At 36.3% G+C, this 24,691-nt stretch carries 20 protein-coding genes and 4 tRNA genes; 13 read left to right on the top strand and 11 right to left on the bottom strand.

The features are described 5' to 3' along the window. Nucleotides 1-28: 28 nt before the first annotated feature. Nucleotides 29-391 (bottom strand): DUF3718 domain-containing protein, encoded by a 363-nt coding sequence (locus tag RGQ13_RS10960; RefSeq protein WP_348389786.1) that lies wholly within the window; start codon nucleotides 389-391, stop codon nucleotides 29-31. Between the two features lie 605 nt (nucleotides 392-996). On the opposite strand from RGQ13_RS10960, the gene RGQ13_RS10955 reads away from it, so the two are divergent. The 3 genes from RGQ13_RS10955 to RGQ13_RS10945 all read left to right on the top strand — a co-directional run bounded on the left by RGQ13_RS10955 (nucleotide 997) and on the right by RGQ13_RS10945 (nucleotide 6,017). Continuing rightward, entirely contained in the window at nucleotides 997-1,425 is a 429-nt protein-coding gene (locus RGQ13_RS10955; RefSeq protein WP_348389785.1) for a CBS domain-containing protein, read from the top strand. Between the two features lie 122 nt (nucleotides 1,426-1,547). Continuing rightward, nucleotides 1,548-5,447, top strand: coding sequence for an ATP-dependent RNA helicase HrpA (gene hrpA, locus RGQ13_RS10950; protein WP_405054138.1), 3,900 nt, complete (start codon nucleotides 1,548-1,550; stop codon nucleotides 5,445-5,447). 255 nt (nucleotides 5,448-5,702) lie between these two features. After that, nucleotides 5,703-6,017 (top strand): PilZ domain-containing protein, encoded by a 315-nt coding sequence (locus tag RGQ13_RS10945; RefSeq protein WP_348389784.1) that lies wholly within the window; start codon nucleotides 5,703-5,705, stop codon nucleotides 6,015-6,017. Between the two features lie 97 nt (nucleotides 6,018-6,114). On the opposite strand, the gene RGQ13_RS10940 is transcribed toward RGQ13_RS10945, so the two are convergent. Further along, entirely contained in the window at nucleotides 6,115-7,305 is a 1,191-nt protein-coding gene (locus RGQ13_RS10940; RefSeq protein WP_348389783.1) for a class I SAM-dependent methyltransferase, read from the bottom strand. Between the two features lie 100 nt (nucleotides 7,306-7,405). Here RGQ13_RS10940 and RGQ13_RS10935 point away from each other — a divergent pair, with 100 nt between their 5' ends. Together RGQ13_RS10935 and RGQ13_RS10930 are read left to right on the top strand one after the other, a co-directional pair. Continuing rightward, entirely contained in the window at nucleotides 7,406-7,675 is a 270-nt protein-coding gene (locus RGQ13_RS10935) for an acylphosphatase (RefSeq protein WP_348389782.1), read from the top strand. Between the two features lie 42 nt (nucleotides 7,676-7,717). Next, the gene (locus tag RGQ13_RS10930; RefSeq protein WP_348389781.1) at nucleotides 7,718-8,692 is read left to right on the top strand and encodes an NAD(P)H-quinone oxidoreductase; all 975 of its coding nucleotides are present in this window, start codon (nucleotides 7,718-7,720) and stop codon (nucleotides 8,690-8,692) included. 257 nt (nucleotides 8,693-8,949) lie between these two features. Here the strand turns inward: RGQ13_RS10930 and RGQ13_RS10925 are convergent, their stop codons facing one another. After that, nucleotides 8,950-9,162, bottom strand: coding sequence for a DUF1653 domain-containing protein (locus RGQ13_RS10925; RefSeq protein WP_348389780.1), 213 nt, complete (start codon nucleotides 9,160-9,162; stop codon nucleotides 8,950-8,952). 171 nt (nucleotides 9,163-9,333) lie between these two features. On the opposite strand from RGQ13_RS10925, the gene RGQ13_RS10920 reads away from it, so the two are divergent. Continuing rightward, nucleotides 9,334-9,573 (top strand): hypothetical protein, encoded by a 240-nt coding sequence (locus RGQ13_RS10920; RefSeq protein WP_348389779.1) that lies wholly within the window; start codon nucleotides 9,334-9,336, stop codon nucleotides 9,571-9,573. A gap of 44 nt (nucleotides 9,574-9,617) precedes the next feature. Then, entirely contained in the window at nucleotides 9,618-9,890 is a 273-nt protein-coding gene (locus RGQ13_RS10915) for a DUF4242 domain-containing protein (protein WP_348389778.1), read from the top strand. A gap of 252 nt (nucleotides 9,891-10,142) precedes the next feature. Here RGQ13_RS10915 and RGQ13_RS10910 read toward each other — a convergent pair. The 4 genes from RGQ13_RS10910 to RGQ13_RS10895 form a co-directional block, all read right to left on the bottom strand. Beyond that, nucleotides 10,143-10,230: transfer RNA gene (locus tag RGQ13_RS10910), tRNA-OTHER, on the bottom strand. A gap of 108 nt (nucleotides 10,231-10,338) precedes the next feature. Further along, nucleotides 10,339-10,414, bottom strand: a tRNA-Asn gene (locus RGQ13_RS10905). Between the two features lie 132 nt (nucleotides 10,415-10,546). Beyond that, nucleotides 10,547-10,622, bottom strand: a tRNA-Asn gene (locus tag RGQ13_RS10900). A 51-nt stretch (nucleotides 10,623-10,673) separates the two neighbouring features. After that, nucleotides 10,674-10,749: transfer RNA gene (locus RGQ13_RS10895), tRNA-Asn, on the bottom strand. Between the two features lie 520 nt (nucleotides 10,750-11,269). Here RGQ13_RS10895 and RGQ13_RS10890 point away from each other — a divergent pair. Further along, entirely contained in the window at nucleotides 11,270-12,643 is a 1,374-nt protein-coding gene (locus RGQ13_RS10890; RefSeq protein ID WP_348389777.1) for an MATE family efflux transporter, read from the top strand. 2 nt (nucleotides 12,644-12,645) lie between these two features. After that, nucleotides 12,646-14,643 (top strand): excinuclease ABC subunit UvrB, encoded by a 1,998-nt coding sequence (gene uvrB, locus RGQ13_RS10885; RefSeq protein WP_348389776.1) that lies wholly within the window; start codon nucleotides 12,646-12,648, stop codon nucleotides 14,641-14,643. Between the two features lie 14 nt (nucleotides 14,644-14,657). Here the strand turns inward: uvrB and RGQ13_RS10880 are convergent, their stop codons facing one another. From RGQ13_RS10880 to queC, 3 genes are all read right to left on the bottom strand, one after another. Next, nucleotides 14,658-14,864 (bottom strand): hypothetical protein, encoded by a 207-nt coding sequence (locus tag RGQ13_RS10880; RefSeq protein WP_348389775.1) that lies wholly within the window; start codon nucleotides 14,862-14,864, stop codon nucleotides 14,658-14,660. A gap of 409 nt (nucleotides 14,865-15,273) precedes the next feature. Then, nucleotides 15,274-15,972 (bottom strand): PEP-CTERM sorting domain-containing protein, encoded by a 699-nt coding sequence (locus tag RGQ13_RS10875; protein ID WP_348389774.1) that lies wholly within the window; start codon nucleotides 15,970-15,972, stop codon nucleotides 15,274-15,276. Nucleotides 15,973-16,228: 256 nt separating this feature from the next. Beyond that, nucleotides 16,229-16,900 (bottom strand): 7-cyano-7-deazaguanine synthase QueC, encoded by a 672-nt coding sequence (gene queC / locus RGQ13_RS10870; RefSeq protein WP_348389773.1) that lies wholly within the window; start codon nucleotides 16,898-16,900, stop codon nucleotides 16,229-16,231. A gap of 244 nt (nucleotides 16,901-17,144) precedes the next feature. Between queC and queE the strand changes: the two genes are divergently transcribed. Continuing rightward, the gene (gene queE / locus RGQ13_RS10865; protein ID WP_348389772.1) at nucleotides 17,145-17,816 is read left to right on the top strand and encodes a 7-carboxy-7-deazaguanine synthase QueE; all 672 of its coding nucleotides are present in this window, start codon (nucleotides 17,145-17,147) and stop codon (nucleotides 17,814-17,816) included. A gap of 87 nt (nucleotides 17,817-17,903) precedes the next feature. Next, nucleotides 17,904-18,842, top strand: a complete 939-nt coding sequence (locus RGQ13_RS10860) for a homocysteine S-methyltransferase family protein (RefSeq protein WP_348389771.1) — start codon at nucleotides 17,904-17,906, stop codon at nucleotides 18,840-18,842. A 14-nt stretch (nucleotides 18,843-18,856) separates the two neighbouring features. On the opposite strand, the gene dinG is transcribed toward RGQ13_RS10860, so the two are convergent. Continuing rightward, nucleotides 18,857-20,938 carry an ATP-dependent DNA helicase DinG gene (gene dinG / locus RGQ13_RS10855; protein WP_348389770.1) on the bottom strand — a complete coding sequence of 694 codons (2,082 nt, stop codon included), beginning with the start codon at nucleotides 20,936-20,938 and terminating at the stop codon, nucleotides 18,857-18,859. An 80-nt stretch (nucleotides 20,939-21,018) separates the two neighbouring features. Here dinG and RGQ13_RS10850 point away from each other — a divergent pair, with 80 nt between their 5' ends. Then, nucleotides 21,019-23,415 (top strand): DNA polymerase II, encoded by a 2,397-nt coding sequence (locus tag RGQ13_RS10850; RefSeq protein WP_348389769.1) that lies wholly within the window; start codon nucleotides 21,019-21,021, stop codon nucleotides 23,413-23,415. A 75-nt stretch (nucleotides 23,416-23,490) separates the two neighbouring features. Then, entirely contained in the window at nucleotides 23,491-24,681 is a 1,191-nt protein-coding gene (locus RGQ13_RS10845; protein ID WP_348389768.1) for a cystathionine beta-lyase, read from the top strand. The last annotated feature ends 10 nt before the right edge of the window (nucleotides 24,682-24,691 follow it).

The following is a 24,691-nucleotide window of genomic DNA, read 5'->3' as shown; positions in this document are numbered from 1 at the left end:
CACTCATTAAAAGATAGCCGGGGATTTTTTAAAAGTTTACATAAAGCTTGTCTGAATCGTTTAAGGCGATATCTTCAATACTTACGTCACCTAAAGAATCATTCAAACGCTCTGCTGTTTTGTTTGCGCCATTATTCGCTGCAAACTCAGAAATGTTTTCGCCATTACATACAACTTTAAGAGCGACTGTTTTCGTTTTTAAACGATAGCCATCAACAGTATTGTGGAAACGGATGGTATTGTTAGATTTTGCCGCTTTACATACATCAATTAATGCAGTTTCCATATAATTTGACATGCCAGCTGCTTGGACCCCACTTGATAGTAATAATGAAGAAGCAATGATTAATGCACCTGTGGTAGTAGTTAATGTTAGTTTAGTAGTGTTCATGATGTGCTTTCCTTTTCTGTGTGTTTTGTATTTTTCATAAAAGTGGTTGTAATAACCGTTTTCAAATAATAAATTTTTAGTTTTATATTTATATGTAGATTATTCGTTTTTACTAATCCTATTGATAAAACTGTTTTAATTAATATTTGTTTGCGTTGACCTATTAATTAAAGGATTATTTGACATTAAAAACCTGATGAAAACCTGATGAATATCTGTTTTATATCTATGATAAACATTATTAATCAAGGGTTTATATGCTTAGTTGTGTGGAGTGTGTGTAAAAAGCTTAAGAAACATTAAGTTTTTATATAAAAAGGTATTATTAACTTAAATGTTACAAAGTGTTAATTGTGGGCGTGAATAAATATGTTGTTTTTGTGAGAAGTTATTTGTCAAAGCTGTAGGGTAAGTAATAATCATTTACTTGGTCATTAGATTTTGTCATTCTAAATGAAAAAAAATACAGGTTTTGTTTCATAAAATTAGGCATTTAGAAAATATAGGCTAATCTAAAGATAAGTATTAGACGATCTAAATGCTTAATAAAAAAAGTGTTATCGATTTGAATGCGAATTATAAAATAAAGAGAATGGGGAACGCGAATGCAATCATTACAAGTAAAAGATTATTTAAATACTCATCCTGTTACTTTTACACCAAATATGGCGATAGAAGAGGCAAGCGAGTTGATCACCAAAACTCATGAGCTTGGTGGACCAGTTGTTGATACTAACGGTAATTTAATTGGCTTTTTATCTGAATCAGATATTTTGGGTAAAATGCTAGAAACTGGTTATTACAATGAGCATGTTAGCTCGGTAGATCAACTAATGAGAAAAGATGTGTTAGTAATGAAGCCATACGATAGTATTGTTGAGTTGGCACAAACTATGATGCAAGCTAAACCCAAGGTTTACCCTGTAACTGACGACGATGGCAATTTGTTAGGAACCATCTGCCGAAATGATGTATTAGCTGCATTAGATTCACATATTAGAGCATCATTTCATGTAACCACAAAAACGGGTTAAAATTTAGCTTGTAAACCCCTTAACTCTATAATTTGTATAAAGCAGCGTTTACGTTGCTTTTTTCATTTTGAAATTCTGTTAATATTGCCACAGTTTTGTACTTAGCATTTTATGAGTAAATTTTGTCCGAACAACCATTAGATTTCAAACCTTTATTAGACACTTTATTTCAACAATTGAGTAATACACGCAATTGCGATAGAGGCATACTTAAAAAGCGCTTACATAACCTTAAACATATTAAAAATGAACAAAAAAAGCTCAATGCTTTAACAAACATAGAGCAGGCCATAAACTATTCGATAACGAATAAAGTTAAATTACTATCAGCAATTCCAAAAATTTCTTATCCAGAGCAACTGCCAGTATCGCAAAATGTTGATAAAATAAGCAAAGCGATAGAAGCTAATCAAGTGGTGATAATAGCCGGTGAAACTGGCTCTGGTAAAACCACACAAATTCCGAAAATTTGTTTAGAACTTGGTCGCGGAGTAGAAGGTTTTATTGGACATACACAACCAAGACGAATTGCAGCAAGAACAGTAGCGAATCGAATTGCAGAAGAAATGAACTGCAAATTAGGTGAGCAGGTGGGTTATAAAGTTAGATTTACCGATCAAGTGTCATCTAATACTTATGTAAAACTAATGACCGACGGTATTTTACTAGCGGAAATGCAACGCGATAGATTACTAAGACAATATGACACCATCATTATTGATGAGGCACATGAGCGCAGCTTAAATATTGACTTTATTTTGGGATATTTAAAGCAAATCTTACCTAAACGCCCAGATTTAAAAGTAATCATCACCTCCGCAACAATTGATCCGATGAAGTTTTCTAAGCATTTCAATAATGCCCCCATTATTGAAGTGTCTGGAAGAACATACCCTGTAGATATTCATTACAGCCCATTAGATGAACAAGAGGGCGATTATGTTAATGGAATAATTGCTGCGGTTGATCAATTAGATAATTTGCCTATGGGGGACATCTTAGTCTTCTTAAATGGTGAACGTGAAATTAGAGACGTGGCTAGCGCATTAGAAAAAGAGAAATTAAGAGATACGCAAATACTGCCATTATTTTCACGATTAACTGTTGCTGAGCAAAATAAAATATTTGCTCCACATCGGGGGCGCAATATAGTGTTAGCTACCAACGTGGCTGAAACGTCGTTAACAGTTCCCGGTATTCGGTATGTTATTGATCCAGGGACTGCTCGAATTTCCCGTTACAGCTATCGTACAAAGGTACAACGCTTACCAATTGAACCTATATCACAAGCCAGTGCCAATCAACGCTCTGGTCGTTGTGGTCGTGTTGCAGCGGGTGTTTGTATACGCTTATACTCAGAAGAAGATTTTTTATCTCGACCTGAATTTACAGATCCAGAAATTATACGAACCAATTTAGCGACGGTAATACTGCAAATGCTAGCCTTAGGTCTAGGCGATATTGGTCAATTCCCATTTTTACAAGCACCTGATAGCCGTAATATTAATGATGGTATGCGTTTGTTAGAAGAGTTAGCAGCGATAAAGTCGGCAAAATCAATAAGACCATTGCTTACTGATACTGGTAAAAGTTTATCTAAATTTCCGATTGATCCTCGCCTCGCTAAAATGTTACTCAGTGCGAAAGAGTTAGGCTGTTCACAACAAGTCGGTATCATAGTTGCGGCATTAAGTATTCAAGATCCACGTGAACGGCCGATGGAAAAACAGCAGGCTGCAGACCAATCCCATAGCCGCTTCAAAGATAAAGAGTCTGATTATATTAGTTTACTTAATTTATTTAATTACATTAAGCAAAAACAGCAAGAGCTTTCAAACAACCAGTTTAGGCAGCTTTGTAAAAGAGAGTTTTTGTCATATTTACGTATTCGTGAATGGCAAGATATTATTTCGCAACTAAAACAAACCTTTTCAGAAAACAAATGGCCATGGCCAAATTTTGATGTTGAAGATGAATCTAATCATGATGTTTTGCATCAAGCTATTTTATCGGGCTTGTTGAGCCATGTTGGTAATTTAGATGAGAACAGAGAATATAAAGGCGCTCGTGGTAGCAAATTTTATATTTTCCCTGGTTCAGGTTTAGCGAAGAAAACACCAAAATGGATAATGGCTACAGAACTTGTAGAAACAAGTCGCTTATTTGCTCGTATGTGTGCAAAAGTTGATCCTGCCTGGCTAGAGTCATTAGCAGAACATTTACTTAAACGGAGTTACTCTGAGCCGCATTGGGAGAAAAAACGTGGTGAGGTTCAGGCTTTCGAACAGGTTAGTTTGTATGGTTTGGTCATTGTTCCCAAACGTAAAATAGCATTTAGTAACATTGAAGCAGATACATGTCGTAAAATTTTTATCAGAGAAGCTTTAGTTAATGGTGATTGCAATATTAATGAAAAGTTTCTTCAACAGAACAATAAACTCGTTGCATCAATAGAAGATCTTGAAGATAAGGCTCGTCGTAAAGACTTTTTAGTAGAAGAAGAAGAATTAGTCGATTTTTATTTGCAGCGAATTCCAGAGCATATTGTTGGTCAAATCAGTTTCCTTAGTTGGTGGAAAAAAACTAAAGTTAAACAACCTGAATTATTAAACTTCTCAAAACAGCAGTTATTAAAACAGCAAAATCAAACAATTAGCGCTAAAGATTATCCTGTATTCTGGCAACAGGGGAATATTAGTTTGCCGTTAACATACAATTTTGACCCCGGCGCTGATGATGACGGCATCAGTATAAATATCCCAGTAGGTGTTTTAAACCAAATTGAAGAGGTTGGTTTTGAATGGCTGATACCAGCTCTAAGATTAGAGTTAATCACCGCATTAATTCGCTCCTTGCCTAAACTGCAGCGCAAAAATTTTGTGCCTGCGCCAAATTATGCCAATGCATGTTATGAAACAATAGCACCAAACATGGGGAGCCTTGTAGAGGCTATTGAGAAGCAACTATTAAGAATGACTGGGGTACGCATACCGGAAGATAGTTGGGACTTTTCTAGTTTAACTGAGCACCTTAAAATGAACTTTAAGGTACTGACCAACAAAGGTAAGTTATTAAAACAAGGGCGTAATTTAACCCTACTAAAAGATCAGTTGCAAGGTAAAGTTAAAGAGTCGATTAAAGCAGTAGCTGAAAAGGGCATAGAGCGTGAAAATATCAAAGAGTGGGACTTTGATGATATACCCAAGGCTTATGAGAAAGAAATTGCTAATCTTGTGATTCAAGCGTTTCCCGCTTTGGTTGATAAAAACAAAGATGTTGCAATAGAATTATTTGAACATAAAAGTTTAGCCGAGCAAGCGATGTTGAAAGGACTAACACGGTTAGTGTTGCTAAATATACCATCCCCGATAAAATATCTTGAAGCAAAACTGCCTAATAAAGCGAAATTGGGGTTGTACTTTAACCCTTTTGGTAAAATTACAGAATTGTTAAATGATTGTATAGAGGCTTGCGCGCAGCAATTAATCAAAGACAGTGGCGATCTACCATATGAGCAAGCTGGTTTTAATCAAGCTCGTGATTTGATCAGGGCGGAGATCGCCGATAAGGTTCTGGCTAGTGCGATTAAATTAGAGCAAATTTTATCGTTAAGGCATGACATTGCTAAAAAAATGAAAGGTAGTATCGGACTAAATATTATTCAAGCTCATGGTGACATTAAGCAACAATTGGAAACGTTAGTCTTTAAAGGCTTTGTTAGCCATAGTGGTGTAGATAAACTTGATAATATTGTTCGGTATTTAAAGGGCATCATTCGTAGAATGGAAAAACTTCCGATCGATCCTAATCAAGATAGATTGAAAATGATTGAAGTTCACAAAGCGGAAGAGCTTTACAATGCTCTGTTGTTACAACAACCGAAAAATAAGCCTGTAGATAGCGAGATTATTGCAATTAAATGGATGATTGAAGAATTCAGAATTTCTGTTTTCGCCCAAAACTTAGGGACATCACTACCGATATCGTTAAAACGAATAAAAAATAAAATTGCTGAATACTAGGGGCTGTTGACTTAAACGCTGCAAAAATGCACAGCAAAGGTTACTAGGCCTGATTAAATAATAAATATTCTTCATAAAATTGACAAAAGCTGAACAAGTCCTTATAAAAGTAGGGTGTTTATTTTTATGTTTTTTAAGATCTTTGTACAAATTCAAATCTTAAATAACATGTTACTAATTTTGAAATCTATCTAATAATCAGATAATTACCTAATTGGTATAAGATAAGTTGTCGCAGTAGTAATAGAGGTATCTATGCACAAGTTTGATCAAGATTTTGATGAAAGTCGCTCAATGTTTAGAACTATGGTTAATCAGCAAATCACCATTACTTTGCTTGATGAAGAGACCAATATTGATGTTATGGTTAATTGTCGTGACATCAGTACAACAGGAATAGCCCTAGAAATAGAGCACCCTGTAGAGGTCGGCACGATAATTAAGTTTCATCATGAATGTGATGAACAACTATCTGCGCCTTTGACTGATTGCAAAGGCAGAGTGTTACGCTGTGAACAAGAAAGTAACGATTTGTTTTTATTAGCTATTGAAATTGTAGATAACGAATAAATAATTAGGGGCAGGTTTAAAATTATTTAGATCTGCCCCTAATTTATTTCCGCGCTAACTTCAGAAGTATATTTCATTCATAGATAGTGCAGGTATATTAATCCATTTGGCAGACTAAGCCTTTAAGGTAGTAACCTTCTGGGTAATTTAGCGAAATAGGGTGGTCTGCTGCCTGATGTAATCGTTCAATAATTCTCCCTTCGCGTTTTGCATCTAATGCCGCATCTGCAACAATTTTTTGAAATAAGCCTGAATCCATTAAGCCAGAACAAGAGAATGTTAATAATAAGCCATTCTTATTCAATAGTTGCATCGCTAACATATTGATGTCTTTATAACCTCGACATGCACCTTTAAGCTGAGCTTTTGAATCTGCGAACTTTGGAGGATCAAGAATGATCATATCAAACTTTTTACCTTGCTCACGATATTGGCGCAGTAATTTAAATACGTCTTGCTTGACAAACTTTACGTTTTTTTCTTGTAAATTGTTTAATTCAAGATTTTCCTTGCCAAGATCTAATGCTGTTTGTGATACGTCAACATTGATGACTTCTTTTGCGCCTGCTTGAGCACAATGCAATGAAAATGTACCTGTGTATGAAAAGCAGTTTAAAATTGTTTTATCTTTAGCATACCTTCCAGCAGCTAAACGAGAGTCTCGTTGGTCAAGATAAAAGCCTGTTTTGTGGCCTTTGTCGACATCGACTTTGATTTTAATGCCGTGCTCTTCAATAATGCATTCAGTAGATTCTAATGGTTTTGTGATCCAACCCTTAGTTAATTCTAGACCTTCCTTCTTACGTACATCAACATCTGATCGTTCATAGATCGCATGTTCTGGGTATAGTTCTTCTAATACTCTAAAGATACTATGACGATGAAAATCTGCTCCTGCACTTAACAGCTGACAACTTAATATGTTGTCATAGACATCAATTGTTAGGCCAGGGAGATTGTCTGATTCGCCAGCAATTAAACGGAAACCATTTAAACCGCCATCGGTGATAGGTTTTTCTCGTAATGTAGCAGCATTGATAAAACGAGTCCTAAAAAACTCATCATCGATGTTTTCATCTTGATTAAACGTCCACACTCGAACTCTAATTTGAGATTCTGGCGAATATGCGCCTTTGGCAAGCCAATTTCCTTTACTGTCAAAAATATCTACAGTTTCTCCCGGTAGAGGTTTTCCGATGATTTTATTGACCGCTTTGGAAAAAATCCAAGGATGGCGACGTAAAAGTGATTTTTCTCGCGCAGGATTTAACATTATTCGTGCAGACATACTATATTCTTTATGTAAGGTAAAAAGAGCACTGATTGTAAACAAAGCTGGCGCAGTTAACAATGCATACAATCAGGCGACAATAACAAAAGGATAAACTATGAAGGTTTGTTATATAGCGAAAGTAACTGGTGTCGTACAGGGTGTGTATTTTAGAGCCAGTGCCCAAAATATTGCCATAGACTATTCATTAAGTGGCTATGCACATAATCTTGAAGATGGTAGTGTAGAGGTTATGGTGTGTGGTGATGAAGATAATGTTCAACATATGCTCGACTGGTTGCATCAAGGGCCTGAAGAAGCACAGGTTGAAGACGTTAGCGTTGATCAAACACATCCTCGAGATATTAATCATTTTTCTATTGGTTAAGTTGCCTTTTAGCAATTTAACCTGTTGTTATTAGGATGGCGCGTGAAGTTTATAGATGTAAATGAACAACAAGAGCTAGTATTTAACCAAACACTAACACCAATTATTGCTGATGATGAATGTCTGTTAAAGGTACATGGGTGTGGTGTTAATCGTGCTGATTTATTACAACGAGCGGGGAAGTATCCACCTCCGCCCGGTGAATCGCCAATATTGGGGCTAGAAGTTTGTGGTGAAATTACCAAACTAGGCAGTGGGGTAGGTAGTTTTAACATTGGCGATAAAGTTTTAGGGCTTGTAGGAGGAGGTGGTTATAGCGAGTTTGTGAAAATTAAAGCATCACATATGATACCTCTGCCAGAACATCTTAGCTTTGCCCAGGGCGCGGCTATTGCTGAGGTTTATTTAACTGCATTTCAAAGTTTATTCTCAATTGCGAATTTACAACCTAAACAGCAAGTTCTTATTCATGCTGGCGCAAGTGGCGTTGGAACAGCTGCAATCCAACTATGTAAAGCAATAAACGCTCAAGTTACTGTTACGGTTAGCTCTGAAAAGAAAGCCAATGCTTGTAAAGCTTTAGGCGCAGATAACATTATTAACTATACCGAAGAGGATTTTGTTGCCTGGAAAAAACAAAATTTGAAATCAGGGTTTGATGTCATTTTAGATGTAGTTGGCGGTGATTATTTATCAAGAAATATTGATGTTGCAGCTTTAGATTCTAAAATTGTGATGTTAGCAATGCTTGGAGGACGCTTTTGTGAGAAAGTTGATGTCGCAAAAATGCTACTTAAACGAGTAAATATTCATGCATCTACGTTAAGAAGTCGATCTGATAGCTACAAAAGTAAGCTTGTCGAAGACTTTAGTGATAAGTTTTCTCTAGCTCTATCTAAAGGTCTTATTAAGCCTGTAATTGAACAAGAATTTGACTGGAGTGAAGCCGACCAAGCTCACAATTTAATGAGTCAAAATAAAAATATTGGCAAATATATCCTAACAATTAACCACTAAGCAGTTCATTGACAAACTATTGAAACAAAGGACAAGTAATACTTGTCCATTTGCCATGGACCATTCCTTCACATCCCTCGGCAATTGCTCCCTCGATAACTGCTCCTGCGTTATTCTACTTACATACATCCATGTACTAATGCATTGCTCTAATACATGACATCCATGTCATAATGTGAACATGGCATATACAACTTCCTTGTTTAAAACGGTTAGAAATTGACTCTCTTTAGGGATGCTCTACGTTTAGCTCAATGCTAATCAGCTACTTTTGCAAACCTTAATAACGTTTTACCATCCCTTTCTATGGTTTCATTAAACATTGAAAGGGGTCTTATCCAAATATTTCTGTCGCCATAAAGTGGTTGGTAAACAACAAATTCTTCTTCAGTTTCACTATGCTTAGCAACATGCAAAACTTGATAGAAATTGCCTTTAAAATGTTGATATTTTCCTGTGGGTATACTCATAAAATACTTATGTTTTTTATTAATTAGTTAAGTTTACCTTAATCGTGATCATTTCCAATACATACAGCTTACTTTTATTGCTGATTTAGAAATAGTTTCTTTAAAACGACAACGTGAAAAACTTCAAATATCTTCTATTATTATAACGTTAGGATTTTATGTGAGGATTTTATGGAAAGTGCTTTTAGTTTTTTATGGGCGTTAATTTTTTTGTATAGTGTTATAGCGGCCATGTTATTAAAAACAGGCAAAGCCAAGCCTTGTAGGCAAGTTGGTTATTCAGTATATGGTCATCTGGTTATGGCTGCAGGTGCATTAATAAATGGATTAGGACTAAACCCAGCAATCGGCGTGATTGTTATTATGTTTGGTGTTTATCTACATTATAAGGAAATGAACGAGCAGCAATAATTGCAGGGTAGCCTATACTGAAATAACTTTATAAGGAGCTTGTCATGCCCAAATATATCATTGAAAGAGAAATTCCTGATGTTGGTCAATTATCTTGTGATGAATTTACCGCTATTTCACAAAAATCCTGTTCGGTGATAGGTGAAATAGGTACTAGTATTCAATGGCTAGAGAGTTATGTTACCGACAACAAAATATATTGTGTATATATAGCACCAAATGAAGACGTAGTTATGGAACACGCTAATAAAGGTGGCTTTCCAGCTAATAGTATTCAACAGGTGCGTAGGATAATTGACCCTACTACTGCGGAATAACAGATAAATTATTTGATGCTCGTTATAACCTGAGGGAGGTTCCGCACAAAAGCACTGCGGAATGACGGTGTATTTTTTCTAAACGTATTTGACTTTCAACAATCTAAGTACAGTCCGTTGCTCTATCAACTGAGCTATTGAGGAATTACTTTCGTCTAGAAAGCAAAACAGAAAATACACCATCCATGGCATTTCTGCATATAGTTCTTCCATGAACAAAAAGGCCTGCTAGATAGCAGGCCTTCTTAAATGTGGCTCCTCAACCTGGACTTGAATCAGGGATAAACGCCGATTTTATAGAGAGTACAGTCCGTTGCTCTATCAACTGAGCTATTGAGGAATTACTTTCGTCTAGAAAGCAAAACAGAAAATACACCATCCATGGCATTTCTGCATATAATTCTTCCATGAACAAAAAGGCCTGCTAGATAGCAGGCCTTCTTAAATGTGGCTCCTCAACCTGGACTTGAACCAGGGACAAACGGATTAACAGTCCGTTGCTCTACCAACTGAGCTATTGAGGAATTATTTTTTATAGTAGGTAATTATCTACTTTTTGTGTGGCTCCTCAACCTGGACTTGATCCGGGGAGGAACGGCGATTTTATATTAGTCAGTCCGTTGCTATAGCAACTTCGTGTATATCATCACCAAATATGGCTCCTCAACCTGGACTTGAACCAGGGACAAACGGATTAACAGTCCGTTGCTCTACCAACTGAGCTATTGAGGAATTGTTCTTTACATAACCGCTTAAAAAGATTTTAAGCCATTACATTTAATTTGGCTCCTCAACCTGGACTTGAACCAGGGACAAACGGATTAACAGTCCGTTGCTCTACCAACTGAGCTATTGAGGAATTGTCGTTAAGCAACTTGCTTAACGGGGCCGAATATTATATTTCTATATCGAGCCTGTCAACACTAAAAATAAGATTAATTTCAATTGTTGTATTGTTTGCTTGTTTTGCGTACAAATTGCCGCTGAATTAGCCGCCTAGCGGCAAGTCGGTTGTTAATAAATTTTTAACAAAGTTTCTAATTTTCCTAAAAAGTTATCCACTGTTTCTGTGGATAAGTGTGTGTATTGAAGTGTAAACAATTTGTACAAGGCTGTTTCTATTGTATTTTATTATTTAGATATTGTATTTGTTAATACCTAAACGTGCGTATTTACAATGACTTATGAGATGATTGTTTATATTTGGAGCTAATGGCCTATTTTCTAAACAATCGAATATTTTATACTCAAAATGTGTATAAATTAATTGTTTTAGACAAAATGCTGATTAATTACTTAATAATCTAATAAATAATAGCTAGTACCGTTAGTATCTTTTACAATAATAAACTTTCCTTTCCCAAAGTATTATTTTATCGATGACAAAGAAAAATAAACGGACAAATCAAGATTTATTGAATGGTCCTGTTAATAGCACATTAAAAAATATGACCATTCCAATGATCTTTGGCATGGTATTATTAATGACATTTAACTTAGTCGATACCTTTTTTGTCAGTTTGCTAGGTACTCAACCTTTAGCAGCAATAAGCTTTACTTTCCCCATAACTTTTACCGTGATCAGCTTAGCAATAGGTTTAGGAATTGGTACGTCTGCGGTGATAGCAAAAACCTTAGGTAAAGGAAATACCGAAGATGCACGTAATGCTGCGACGGTTGCGCTATTGATAACATCAATCATCGTGATAATTTTATCTTTGCTGGGGTACGTATTTTCCGACCAAATATTTACTTTATTGGGCGCTAAACCTCATTTATTACCACTTATTCATGATTATATGGATTTATGGTTTTTAGGAAGTGTTGGTTTAATTGGCCCAATGATTGGTAATGCGGTATTAAGAGCTTCTGGTGATACTCATACGCCTAGTATAGTGATGGGTAGTGCAGGTTTAATCAATGCGGTATTAGATCCTGTATTCATTTTTGGTTTTGGACCAATACCTGCAATGGGTATTCAAGGAGCTGCATTAGCTACGGTTATTTCTTGGGGTTTTGGTTTAGCGTTTATTACTTATGTACTAGCATTTCAGCGTAAGCTCATTCATTTAACATTACCAGAATGGTCTGTTATAAAGAAATCTGCAAGGCAGATACTGCAAATTGGTTTGCCAGCTGCTGGGGCTAATATGTTAACACCTATAGCTGCAGCTATAATGACTGCTATTGTAGCTGGCTATGGCGAATCGGCCGTGGCAGCATTTGGTGTGGGATCTCGAATTGAATCGATTGCGTGTTTAGTAGTACTTGCTATGTCGATGACTTTACCACCATTTATTAGCCAGAACTTTGGTGCTGGTAATATAGAGCGGGTTGAGCAAGCTTATAATGTTTCAGCTAAATTTGTCATAATGTGGCAAATTGCAATTTATGCAGTGCTTATTGTCATTTCTCCTCTTATCACTTCTGCCTTTGCAAAAGAGCAAAGCGTGGCTGATATTATCACCTTATTTATGTGGATTTTACCGCTAGGCTACGGTTTACAAGGAATTGTTATTTTAACTAATTCTTCTTTTAATGCTCTGCATAAACCTATGGTTGCGTTGATGTTGAGTATTGTTCGTTTATTCGTGTTTTATGTTCCATTGGCATATGTGGGGAGTTTATTCTTTGGTTTAACCGGTTTGTTTGTTGGCGCGTTATTGGGAAATATGTTTATGGCTATAGTGTCTTATTACTTATTTAACAAACAGTTTAAAAATCCAGAAACCTTAAAACCTGCGGAAGTATAATCATGAGTAAAGAATTTCAAATCGTCTCTGATTATACCCCAAGTGGCGATCAACCTACTGCTATAGCTAAGTTAATGGATGGTTTGGACTCTGGTTTAGCGCATCAAACACTCTTGGGTGTTACTGGCTCAGGTAAGACCTTTACCGTTGCAAATGTTATTGCCAAACAACAGCGCCCAACGATGATATTAGCACCGAATAAAACGCTCGCAGCTCAGCTTTATGGGGAAATGAAGGAATTCTTCCCTCATAATGCGGTTGAGTACTTTGTTTCATATTATGATTATTACCAACCTGAAGCCTATGTGCCGACGACCGATACATTTATTGAAAAAGATGCATCTATCAATGAGCATATTGAACAAATGCGTTTATCGGCAACTAAAGCACTATTGGAACGTCGAGATGTCGTGATTATTGCATCTGTATCGGCAATATATGGTTTAGGAGATCCGGATTCTTATTTGAAAATGATGTTGCACCTTAGACAGGGCGATATAATTAATCAACGCGACATTTTAAGACGTTTGGCTGAATTACAATACAAACGTAATGATGTTGCGTTTCAACGTGCGACATATCGCGTTAGAGGCGATGTAATTGATATATTTCCAGCTGAATCGGATAGACTTGCTATTCGTATAGAGTTATTTGATGAAGAAGTAGAGCGTATTAGTCAATTTGATCCGCTTACTGGACAAGTCGAGAGTGTTTTACCACGTATTACTATTTATCCAAAAACTCACTATGCGACACCACGAGAAAAAATACTTGCGGCCGTGGATAAAATTAAAGTTGAATTGAAAGAGCGAGCAACGCAACTAAAAGACAACAATCGTCTTGTTGAAGAGCAACGTATTGTACAGCGCACTCAGTTTGATATTGAGATGATGACTGAACTAGGGTATTGCTCGGGGATTGAAAATTATTCTCGTTATTTGTCTGGTCGTGAACCTGGTGATGCGCCACCAACTTTATTCGATTATTTACCGGATGATGGTTTGCTTATTTTAGATGAGTCACATGTTACTGTGCCGCAAATAGGCGCAATGTATAAAGGCGACCGATCACGTAAACAAAATTTGGTTGAATACGGCTTTCGATTACCTTCTGCACTTGATAATAGACCAATGAAGTTTGATGAGTTCACCTCTATTTCACCACAAACAATTTACGTGTCAGCAACGCCAAGTGATTATGAAATTGATAAATCTTCGGGTGAAATTGCCGAGCAAGTTGTAAGGCCAACAGGCTTATTAGATCCCGAAATTGAAGTTCGCCCTGTAGAAACCCAAGTAGATGACTTACTGTCTGAAATTAAAATAAGGGTGGCTAAAAATGAGAGAGTTTTAGCGACTACATTAACAAAAAGAATGGCAGAAGATTTAAGTGAGTATCTAATCGAACATGGCGTCGCTACGCGTTATTTGCATTCAGATGTAGATACTGTTGAACGCATGGAAATTATTCGTGACTTAAGGTTAGGTGTATTCGATGTATTGATCGGTATTAACTTATTGCGCGAAGGTTTAGATTTACCTGAAGTGTCTTTAGTAGCTATTTTAGATGCTGATAAAGAAGGTTTCTTACGTTCAGAGCGGTCGTTAATTCAAACCATTGGTCGCGCTGCCCGTCATTTAGAAGGCAAGGCGATTTTATATGCTGCCAGAATTACTAAATCGATGAAAAAAGCGATTGATGAAACGGAACGACGACGTGAAAAACAACACAACTATAACATTGATAATGGCATTACACCAAAAGGGCTAGTTAAGAAAATACAAGATGTTATGGGTGTTGGCAGTGGATTAAAAGAAGGAAATTTAAAGGTTGCTTCACCTAAGGCAGAGCAACATATTTTAACTACTACAGAAATAGATAAAAAAGTTGCTAGCCTTGAAAATGAAATGTTTGATCATGCACGCAATTTAGAGTTTGAAAAAGCGGCTGCATGTAGAGATGAAATATCTAAACTACGAAATTTACAACTAAAAACATAACCAGATTTTTACAGTTAAACTCTTGAACTATAAAACGTAATTATTTCTGCAATATCATTGGTATTGCACTTACGTAAACTGGAAATCTCATTAATGATTTTATCCTGTATATCAACAGGGAATAACATTAACTGTTCTAAATACAAATGTGCTTGTAACTCGTCCTTTGCACTAATGAGATCGGCTAAATGAATAGCATGATGTTCCCAAATAGAGCCCATACGTCCTCCTATAATTAACTAAGACATAAGATAAGTTTAGGCTAGAAATTCGCATTTAGCCTAATAATTATGGGCCTTGTAGGCATTTAAACTTTATGTATAAATACCGTTTAGCTAAGTTATTTATTTAAATGATTTTTTTCTAAGCGATATAAAAATCATTTATAAGAAATATTTGGGTATTTGGCTGCTTTAGTTTTATTTTCTTGGGCTATTCTAATATCAAGACGAAATATGATTGATAATCACTAGCTTATTAAAGCGCATATTAATAATAAAAAGCGGTTAATCAAAATAAGAAGAATACTTATAATGCCGTAGGTAATAAAGCTAAACGATAAATCTTTTCGTATAAAAAAATCCCCATTTTAAAGCGAGGATTTATATTCAATATTTTAGGATGCTTCTTTTAATGTTTATTTCGTCTTCTAAGTATTACTCCAATCAATCCAAGACTAAATATTACAAGAGTAGAGGGTTCTGGAATACTAGAAGTATCGTCATTACCACCGTCACCACCATCAGGGTTACCATCGCCTGTTGCCGCCATTAAAATATAACTACCACCTAACCTGAAGGTTTTAAAAGTATTGTCACCTAAATCAATGCCTCTGAATTCAAATTCGTTAAATCCTCCCGGTGTTGATATTGGTGCAAAAATTGATAAATCCCAACTTTCAATTATACCACCACCGTCATCTAGTGCTGAAATGACTGGGGCGCCATAACCCGGAGCGTAGTTAAAAAAAGCACCAAAGAAAGATATTTCAGCATCAAATGTGAGATCTGCGTAGCCCGTACTTGAATTAAGACCTATATATACAGCATCTCCACCGAAAGCACCATTAGCAGCTAACCCATATGAACCTTGACCAATTACTGACCCTCCTCCAGTGTTACCACCACCACCAGGTGCTGCTGTAAAAGTTATTCCACCGGGTAAAGCTTCTGGACCAAAAGTGAAATTGTAGGAGCCATTTTGGTATGCTGATAAATCAAGAGTAGGACCATCATAACCTGATTCTGTAGTTATCAGAGTTGCGAACGCATTTGTGCTAATAACTATTGCAGCAAATAATACCACTGAAAATTTAATTAAATACTTCATAAATATACTTCCTTTATGCGCATACAAGTAAGTACATGAAGCAAATTACGTACCATCAGGTTAAGTTAATGATAATTATTACGATATTTATTTTACAAAAATATGATATGGGTAACTTGTAAAGTTTCTTGACACATTACAAAAGGAAAAATTGAATTTTGGTAATCAGCAATGATTTAAATGAAGCTATTAAAATCCTTCTTTAGCATTTTAATGCTTACTATAATTCAGGTATAAATTTGTATTGAATAATTGTTTATTCGTAATCTAATGGATCAACAACCTGGTTAAGGTCAAATGCTTCAAGTCGTTCTTGGCACGCCCCACATTTACCACAAGCTTTTTCTCTGCCGTTATAACACGTCCAAGACTTACCATAATCTAATCCCATTGTTAATCCGTCAGCTAAGATATCAATTTTAGTTTGAGTCAAATAAGGACTAAATATTTCAACAGGTTGATAGTTGGCTATTTGGCAAACATCGTTCATTTTCATCACGAACTCTGGACGACAATCAGGGTAAATTGCATGGTCGCCCGAATGAGCTCCATAGTATACCTGAGCAGCTTCTACTGACACTGCATAACCTACAGCCATAGACAGTAAGATCATATTACGATTTGGTACAACCGTAGACTTCATACTTTCTTCTTCGTAATGACCTTCTGGAATATCAATATCGTCAGTTAAAGATGAACCACCAAGTAACTGATTAATTGCACTGATATCAATAATTTTATGCGATATGTTGAGTTCTTTACACACGTTAGCAGCAAACTCTAGTTCTTTTATGTGTTTTTGCCCATAATCAAAGGAAAGTGCATAAACTTGTTTACCATCTTTAATTGCACGGTTTAATACTGTGAATGAATCCATTCCTCCGGAATAGATCACTACTACTTTATTTTCTGACACTTTTTCAGTCATTTGTTTGCACTCTTCATGTATAATACCAAGTTCACCAATTAACTGCTCATTTTTAGTGGCTAAAAAGAATAAACTACTGCGTTATAAAATTTATAAGTAGAATAACTACTTACTAAATTTTATGCCTTGAATTTATCCATTTTTTCTCACGAAAAAGTAGACCACTAAATTAATGAAATTGGTATGATTAATTTCAATTAACTAATTTTACTCGAAAATTCGGCGATACCAAAGATTATTTATTATGAGTCACTATAAAATTAACGAATTATTTGAAACTCTCCAGGGTGAAGGTTCATTTACAGGCCAACCATCAATTTTTTTACGCCTGCAAGGGTGCCCTGTAGGGTGTAGCTGGTGCGACACTAAACACACTTGGGAAATAAATTTAGACAGTGAAGTTGCAAGCGATGTGGTGCTTAATAAAAAAGCCGAAACTGATGAGTGGGTAGATTTAAGCCCTGAAGACATGCTTAGAATATTTCAAAGCAAAGGGTTTAGAGCCAAACACATTGTTATTACTGGTGGTGAGCCTTGTATGGTTGATCTAAAGCCACTTTGTGAACTGTTTGAACAACATGGCTTTTCTTGTCAGATCGAAACATCAGGTACCTTTGAAATATTAGTCTCCGATGATTGCTGGGTCACAGTCTCACCAAAAGTAAATATGCGTGGAGGCTATGATATTTTATCATCTGCTATGCAACGAGCTAATGAAATAAAACATCCAATAGCAACCGAGCAACATGTTGATGATTTAAAAGCATTACTAAAAGAGCATGATATAAAATCTACACCTATTTATTTACAGCCTATTAGTCAAAAAGAGCGAGCAACTAAACTTGCAATAGATACCTGTATTGAAAATAACTGGCGCTTGTCGGTTCAAGTTCATAAATACATAGGTATCGAATAGACAAACAAGGCACGTAAACAGCAGGCCATCCAATTATTCCTGTGTAAACTATACTCTAGCTATTAATTTAATCGCTAGGGCATAGTTATGCATAAATACAGAGAGAACCTACCTCAACTAGCTGGCTCATTATTTCTTACTGATGGCGGAATGGAAACGACACTAATTTTCCATAATGGCATTGAACTCCCTGAGTTTGCATCTTTTGATTTACTCAAAAATGAACATGGTAGAAATATAATTAAGCAATACTTTAAACCCTATATTGATATTGCCAAGCAATATCAAGTAGGATTTATATTAGAAAGTGTTACTTGGCGAGCAAATAAAGATTGGGCAAAAAAGCTCGGATACGACAAAGCTTCTGTTAAAGAGGTGAATATTAAAGCCATTCAATTACTTGAAAATATTCAAGCCGAATATGACAGCAGCGAGACAGAAATGGTCATTAGCGGATGTATTGGACCAGGTGATGATGGTTATAACCCACAGTCTTTTATGAGTGTTGAACAAGCTCAAGCCTATCATCATGATCAAATCGAAACTTTTAGTGAAACAAGTTGTGACATGGTTACCGCGTTAACTATGACCTATTGCGAAGAAGCAATTGGAATCACTTTAGCGGCCAAGGCACTATGTATGCCCGTGGTTATCTCTTTTACGCTTGAAACTAATGGATGTTTACCAACTGGTGAAAGCTTAAAAGCTGCGATTGAAAAGGTTGATCAAGCTAGCCAAGAATACCCCGCTTATTACATGATTAACTGCGCGCATCCTAGTCATTTTGAAAACATTTTTGAATTTAACGAGCCTTGGATTAAAAGAGTGCGCGGGCTTAGGGCAAACGCTTCTTGTTTAAGTCATGCTGAGCTTGATGAAGCACAAGAGTTAGATGCTGGAAACCCTGACGAATTAGGTGCTCAATATAAAGTATTACGAAATAAACTAGCCAATTTAAATGTATTGGGAGGGTGTTGTGGTACAGATCACCGCCATATTGAAGCAATAATCAAAGCCACTTATTGATGTTGTAGAAATTGCTAATATTCAATATTACGATTAAAGGGTGGTAAAGAATCTAATAGGTCTTTGCCATAACGTTTAGATACTAGGCGTCTGTCCAATATAGTGATCATGCCGGTGTCTTTTTCATTTCTTAATAATCGTCCACAAGACTGTATAAGCTTTTTAGATGCATCTGGCACAGATAAGAGCATAAACGGATTTCCACCTTTAAGTTTTACATACTCCGCTTGGGCTTGATCTACTGGTGATGTTGGTACCGAAAAGGGCAGTTTAGTAATAATTAAATTTGTTAAGTACTTACCTGGTAAATCAAGGCCTTCAGAGAAGCTTTGGCTGCCAAAAATAATGCTGGTTTTCCCTTCGTTGCAGAGTTCTTTGTGGGTTTTGATTATTTCTTGTCGTGAATTTTCGCCCTGAATTTGTACTTTAAATTTTGGTTTTTTGCGCAGCGCTTCAGCTACCTTTTCCATCTGCCAATAAGATGAGAACAATACTAAATTAGCTTGTTGATCCCTTAATATTTTTGGAATTTTTTTAATTAGTTCCTCGGTAAATTCATCACTAACATTTGGTTCATATTTCATTTTCGGAATGCTAAGTACGGCGTTTTCTTGAAAGTTAAATGGTGAATCGAGCTTCTTATACTGAGTGCCATCATTATTACCAAGGCCTGCTTGCCGGCGAAAGTGCTCGAAAGAGTTTAACGCACATAGGGTCGCAGAACATAACACTGCAGCTTCACATTTACTCCATAAGTTATCTTCAAGAAAAAAGCCGACTTCAATTGGTGACGCTGAAATTAAGTAATCGTCCCTTTTTCCTGATGTTTTTTCTAGCCAACGGGCAAGCGGGGCGCCTTTGTCGGAATCGGTTTTGGCATACATATACCAAATTTTTTCTAAGTTTTCTAAACGCTGAATTTCAAAACCGGACTCAGCTAGTAATGGCTCTGCCAGATACATTTGTACTTCACCATCTTTAACTTCTTCCATCAACAAGTTATAAAGTTTATTTACTTCGCTTAAGGCTTTTTTAGCGGTTGATGAGATATCTTCAGCTAAGTTCTTCAAATTTTGTGGAATCAAACCATTTTCAAATCGATATTGTTTTTCTTTTGCAAAATATACTTGTTGGTTGGCATCTAAAAACGAATTTACTTTTTGTAAATCTGCAATTACCTCTTGGGTAAAATCGGCAAGTTTTAATGCTGGTGATATAGCGCGTTGGCTTTTACAAAGTTTTCCTATTTTATCACTTGTTACAGCTACCTTTGCGAGCCATTCAATAGCACCTTTTACAGTTGCCATTGCCGAAGAGTGATCACGAGTAATGTCAGGTAAGTGATGAGCTTCGTCGATAATGTAAATGCTGTCTTCTGGCTCGGATAATATTTTACCGCCGCCAAGATCTAAATCAGCAAGCAATAAACTATGATTAACCACTAATACATCAGCTACATCCATTAGCTCGCGCGCTTTATGGAAAGGGCAATGAGTGTGCTCGCTTAAATGTCTTAAACAACTGTGTTTGTCACTTTGTATATGCTGCCAAATGTGATTAGGAATAGGGGTAGGCCATGAATCTCTATCACCTTGCCATTTTCCTGAATTTAGCATGTCATTTAACCGCTTTAACAGTTTTATGTCACTGGCTTTAGGCTTTTCTGTAAACATGGCAACTTGTGCAGTGTCGCTATCGGTACTACACGCTAATGCTAACCTCTGTTTACACACATAACGCTGACGACCTTTAACTAAGCAATATTCAAACTTTAAACCTGATGTTTCTAATAAAAACGGTAAGTCTTTTAAAACAAGTTGCTCTTGTAGGGCAACAGTTGCGGTGGATATAACAACCTTTTTTTTACGAGATATAGCTAATGGAATAGCACCTAAACAATATGCTAATGACTTACCGGTACCTGTTCCAGCTTCAATAACAATATGTTTTCTGTCTTTTGAATACTCACCGGCAATAGTTTTAGCAATTTCTGCTATTAGGTAAGCTTGCTCTTTTCTTGGCGTAAAATTTTCAAGTTTATCGCCTATATTTTTATAAGCTTTACGAATAATTTCCTTGGTTTTATCACCTAACATTATTTTTTTGTTTCCATTAGCGTGTTGCTTTAATATACTGCTGTATATATTAACAGGTTTTTGTATTAATTCGACTTTTAATGTCTATAGAACTTCAAAAAGGTTTTCTCCTCACCAGGCAAGTGCAAGACACTCGTCAAGGCATGCTTTTAACTTATTGGTTAAAGGGCGCTGATGGCCCGATTAAAATTACTGTAAATAACGAATTAGCAGTATTTTTCATTGAACATGATAATGCTTTGCAAGCTCATAATTATTTAGATCAAAGTAATATAAAGCATGAATATAAAGCTCTGAATTTGAAAAACTTTAGTCAAAATAAAGTACATGGTTTTTATTTTGCTAACTTAAAGCTTTTTTATAAAGCTAGGGAACTATTAAAGGCTCAAGGCATTAAATGTTTTGAAGATGATATAAGGCCAGAAGACCGATTTTTAATGGAACGCTTTATTACCGGCGCAATGGAGTTTACCGGAGTACAACAAAACGCTGTCGGCTTTAGTCAATATCAGCAAGTAAAGGCTAGACAAACTGATTTTACTCCAGACTTATCAATGCTTTCTATTGATTTAGAGTGCTCCTATGATGGTGATTTATTTTCTATTGGTGCTTATAGTAACACCATAAAAAAAGTATTTATGATCGGCGATATACAAGCAGACTCTGCTGATTATATTGAATGGGTAGAAGATGAGTATGATTTGTTACTTAAGTTTATTACTTGGCTAAATGAGGTTGATCCTGACATCATTATTGGTTGGAACGTTATCAACTTTGACTTTAAACTGCTGCAAAAACGTTGTGATATCAATAACATTAAATTCGCTATAGGTCGTGATGGCAGTGCCCCCTTTTGGCGACAAAACCGCTTAAGTCCCGAACAAAATTTTATCTTAATTGCCGGGAGAGTGGTACTTGATGGTATCGATTTATTAAAATCAGCAACTTATTCATTTCCAAGTTTTTCACTTGAGTACGTATCACAGCACTTACTTGGAATTGGTAAAGATATAGAAGACGTAGATAACCGGGTAGAAGAAATAAAACGAAAATTTTTGTACCACAAGCAACAGTTGGCTAGTTATAACCTCGAAGATTGCCGTTTAGTTTGGCTTATTTTTGAGAAAACGTTGTTATTAGATTTTGCTGTTTTACGTTCCGCTTTAACCGGGTTAGAACTTGATAGAGTAGGCGGTAGTGTCGCTGCGTTCACCAATTTGTATCTACCTAAACTGCATCGTAGTGGTTATGTTGCTCCAAATATGGGCGATGGTGACAGTGGCTTGGTGTCGCCAGGCGGTTATGTAATGGATTCTATTCCTGGGTTATATAAAAACGTTTTAGTACTTGATTTTAAAAGTTTGTATCCAAGTATAATTCGTACGTTTAACATTGATCCTATGGGCTTAATTGAAGGCTTGATAGAACAAAAAGTCGAAATTGAACAACTTAAGCCAGATCAATTCAAAACCATTCCTGGCTTTGATGGTGCTCACTTTTCTCGTGAAAAACATTTTTTACCAAAAATAATTGAAAACTTGTGGGCAGAGCGAGATAAAGCCAAGCAACATAAAAATACGCCATTATCGCAGGCAATTAAAATTATCATGAATTCATTCTATGGAATTTTAGGCTCAACAGGTTGTCGTTTTTTCGACCCAAGACTATCTGGCTCAATAACTAAACGTTCGCATCAGCTATTGAACCAAAGCAAAGATTGGATAGAAGAGTTGGGCTATACGGTAATATATGGTGATACAGATTCCATTTTTGTAAGTATTGGTGAGGATAAAACTGACGAACAAAGCCAAGTCATTGGTAAAGATATGATGATGCTTATTAATAAGCGTATGGATCAAGAGTTAAGTGATAAATATCAAATTGAGTCTTCATTAGAGATTGAGTTTGAAACACACTTTCATCAGTTTTTGATGCCAACAGTACGTGGCCAAGATATAGGCACTAAGAAACGCTATGCAGGTTTAGTTGGGCGAGATGACGCAGAAAAGCTTATTTTTAAAGGTTTAGAAAGCGTTCGTACAGATTGGACCGAACTTGCTAAAGGCTTTCAACAGACGCTTTATTTAAAAGTGTTTAGAGGTGAACCTGTAGATGATTACATTTTATCTATGGTGGCCGATACATTAGCTGGTAAGTTTGATACGCAGTTAATTTATCGTAAACGCTTGCGTCGTAAATTAAGTGAATACCAAAAAAATATCCCCCCTCATGTTAAAGCTGCACGCCACGCTGACCATTTAAACGAAAAGCTTGGCAAACCTTTGCGCTATCAAAACAAAGGCTGGATAGAGTATGTGATGACGGTAAATGGCCCGCAAGTTAAAGAACACCTAACATCAGCAATAGATTATCCTTTGTACATAGAGCGACAATTGGGGGCTGTAGCGGATGGCATCTTACCGTTTATTGGAAAATCGTTTGGTGATATAACAGATGAGCAGTTGCAACTATTTTAAATAACAGGTATAAAATGGTTTAGATGGCTAGATAGCCATACTTGCTAGGGCAAAATTTAATCAAATAAACTTTAATTGAGTAACAAGATGAAAGATAAAACAAAAATCGTGAATGCCGGGCGCTCGAAAAAATGGACACAGGGGATAGTAAACCCTCCCGTTTATCGTGCTTCAACGGTTGTATTTGATTCTGTTGCACAAATGAATGAAGCAGCTAAAACGAGAGCCCAACAAGGCATGTTTTATGGGCGTAGGGGCACACCTACAACATTTGCATTTGCTGATGCAATGAATGCTTTGGAAGGTGGTGTAGGTTGTTATGTTTATCCTTGTGGAACTGCAGCAATTACTGCTGCTATTTTAGCGTTTGTAAAAACAGGTGAACATTTGTTAATGGTTGATTCAGTGTATGAACCAACTCGTGATTTTTGTGAACAAACGTTGAAAGGTTTTGGTGTTGAAGTTACTTTTTATGATCCGCTTATTGGTAAAGATATTAAGAATTTAATTCAAGACAACACTAAAGTGATTTTTCTTGAATCTCCCGGCTCTATTACCATGGAAGTTCAAGATGTACCGGGTATTTGTGACGTTGCTCACGCGGCCAACCCTGACATTACCGTTATTTTAGACAATACATGGGCTTCACCAATCCATTTTCAGCCATTTGACCATGGTGTTGACGTTTCTGTACAAGCAGCAACAAAGTACGTTGGCGGTCATTCTGACGTTATGCTAGGTACAGCAACAGCTAATGAAAAAAGTTGGCCAGTTCTTCGAGAGAAATCTTATTTGCTCGGACAATGCGCATCACCAGATGATATATCATTGGCACTAAGAGGAATAAGAACCTTAGGAATTAGACTTAAACAACATGAAGAAAATGCGTTGAAAGTAGCGCAATGGCTACAAGGGCGTAGTGAAGTAGATACTTTATTTCATCCTGCTTTTGAATCATGCCCTGGACATGAGTTTTTTAAGCGAGATTTCGTTGGCGGTAATGGTTTGTTTTCGTTTTCGTTAAAGCAAAGCAACAAACAAGCATTAACAGAATTTCTAGATGGCATGACTCACTTTAAAATGGGTTTTTCGTGGGGCGGTTTTGAAAGCCTAGTATTAGCATATAACTCACTTAAAAAAGTTAGACCTAATGCGACTGTTGCCCTTGATAATCCTGTTATTCGTTTGCATATTGGCTTGGAAGATGTTGATGATTTGATTGAAGATTTAGAGCGTGGTTTTGAACGTTTAAATAGCTTCTTATAAGCAAACATTT

The sequence above is a fragment of the Thalassotalea psychrophila genome (genome assembly GCF_031583595.1).
GTDB classification, from domain to species: domain Bacteria; phylum Pseudomonadota; class Gammaproteobacteria; order Enterobacterales; family Alteromonadaceae; genus Thalassotalea_A; species Thalassotalea_A psychrophila.
This window is presented reverse-complemented; position numbering and strand designations above follow the sequence as displayed.

Coding starts and splice junctions, on each gene's coding strand:
- RGQ13_RS10955 (WP_348389785.1), top strand. CDS start 997: ATGCAATCATTACAAGTAAAAGATTATTTAAATACTCATCCTGTTACT.
- RGQ13_RS10940 (WP_348389783.1), bottom strand. CDS start 7,305: ATGTCTGCACGAATAATGTTAAATCCTGCGCGAGAAAAATCACTTTTA.
- queE (WP_348389772.1), top strand. CDS start 17,145: ATGAGTCACTATAAAATTAACGAATTATTTGAAACTCTCCAGGGTGAA.
- RGQ13_RS10875 (WP_348389774.1), bottom strand. CDS start 15,972: ATGAAGTATTTAATTAAATTTTCAGTGGTATTATTTGCTGCAATAGTT.
- RGQ13_RS10920 (WP_348389779.1), top strand. CDS start 9,334: ATGGAAAGTGCTTTTAGTTTTTTATGGGCGTTAATTTTTTTGTATAGT.
- queC (WP_348389773.1), bottom strand. CDS start 16,900: ATGACTGAAAAAGTGTCAGAAAATAAAGTAGTAGTGATCTATTCCGGA.
- RGQ13_RS10860 (WP_348389771.1), top strand. CDS start 17,904: ATGCATAAATACAGAGAGAACCTACCTCAACTAGCTGGCTCATTATTT.
- RGQ13_RS10880 (WP_348389775.1), bottom strand. CDS start 14,864: ATGGGCTCTATTTGGGAACATCATGCTATTCATTTAGCCGATCTCATT.
- RGQ13_RS10890 (WP_348389777.1), top strand. CDS start 11,270: ATGACAAAGAAAAATAAACGGACAAATCAAGATTTATTGAATGGTCCT.
- RGQ13_RS10850 (WP_348389769.1), top strand. CDS start 21,019: ATGTCTATAGAACTTCAAAAAGGTTTTCTCCTCACCAGGCAAGTGCAA.
- uvrB (WP_348389776.1), top strand. CDS start 12,646: ATGAGTAAAGAATTTCAAATCGTCTCTGATTATACCCCAAGTGGCGAT.
- RGQ13_RS10960 (WP_348389786.1), bottom strand. CDS start 391: ATGAACACTACTAAACTAACATTAACTACTACCACAGGTGCATTAATC.
- RGQ13_RS10935 (WP_348389782.1), top strand. CDS start 7,406: ATGAAGGTTTGTTATATAGCGAAAGTAACTGGTGTCGTACAGGGTGTG.
- RGQ13_RS10915 (WP_348389778.1), top strand. CDS start 9,618: ATGCCCAAATATATCATTGAAAGAGAAATTCCTGATGTTGGTCAATTA.
- dinG (WP_348389770.1), bottom strand. CDS start 20,938: ATGTTAGGTGATAAAACCAAGGAAATTATTCGTAAAGCTTATAAAAAT.
- RGQ13_RS10925 (WP_348389780.1), bottom strand. CDS start 9,162: ATGAGTATACCCACAGGAAAATATCAACATTTTAAAGGCAATTTCTAT.
- RGQ13_RS10945 (WP_348389784.1), top strand. CDS start 5,703: ATGCACAAGTTTGATCAAGATTTTGATGAAAGTCGCTCAATGTTTAGA.